The organism is Ferrimicrobium sp. (assembly GCF_027364955.1).
Lineage (GTDB): Bacteria > Actinomycetota > Acidimicrobiia > Acidimicrobiales > Acidimicrobiaceae > Ferrimicrobium.
Map to the genome: position 1 here is coordinate 1 of NZ_DAHXOI010000074.1, position 984 is coordinate 984.

A 984-nucleotide genomic window follows, 5' to 3' on the forward strand; every position below is an offset into this window, starting at 1 on the left:
GGACGACGGATCTCACGGTACACAAGGGTTAATCGATGCCGCTTCTCCTACTCAGCGCGCTGAAGTACGCGCTCATCCTATATTGGCGGCACTCTATATACATCAGGGACTACTAACAGTTCAGGAAATGTAAGTTTTACAGTAGAATTCGGAAGTGCAGGAACAGCACAGATGTATGCCTCTTATGGAAATACACAGAGCAATTCCTTATCCATTACGGTTGTTTCGCCACCCTCTGATTTCACATTGAAATTATCTGGCCCGACAAGTGTTACAGTCAATGCAGATAATTTAACATATACGGTGCTGGTGGAAAAGAATGGTAGTCCATACCAATATACTGCTGAAGTATCACTTTACATAAATGGCAAACTCTATCAAACTTCTCCATCAGATGATTCAGGATATGTATATTTTGGACCGACATTCTCAAATGCAGGGACATACAAATTATACGCACTCTATAACAACGTGGAAAGCAATGAACTTACTGTTACGGCAACATCTTCAACATCTCCCCCGCCATCTGGACAGTGTTCAGGAAATTCAGGGTGTCCTGCAGAATCAAACTGCATTAACGGTGTATGCACTCCACTTGAGGCTACAGATATATCCATGCCTGATACTGCAACAATAACGGGATATATTCAGTATGATTACCAGTCCTATGATCTTGTTCCCAAAACGAGCAAGGCATTTACAAGGTCTTCATACATACCTCAATGTGCAGCATCCATAGATGCAAATTCAGGTCTCCTTGTGTTTAGAATAGGGGTAAATGGCAAGGTTCTTTCTGGAACAGCAGGGATAAACCAGGCACCCATAACTATATCATCTGTATCAGGTGGTTCTGCATGGTCTGGCCCGTATAAATCCTCTGGAACAGTGGCACTTGATGTTTCCTATGGTGATGCTGACAGCAATGGAAATTTCACACTTATACTTGAACTTGAGATGAGGATCTCCGTAGGCCCACAGGTCAGC

General features: G+C 43.1%; 1 protein-coding gene. It reads left to right on the forward strand.

Annotation, left to right across the window (positions count from 1 at the left end):
* Window positions 1-171: 171 nt before the first annotated feature.
* On the forward strand, window positions 172-984 hold an 813-nt coding region (locus M7Q83_RS14070; RefSeq protein WP_298340257.1), incomplete at its 3' end, for a hypothetical protein.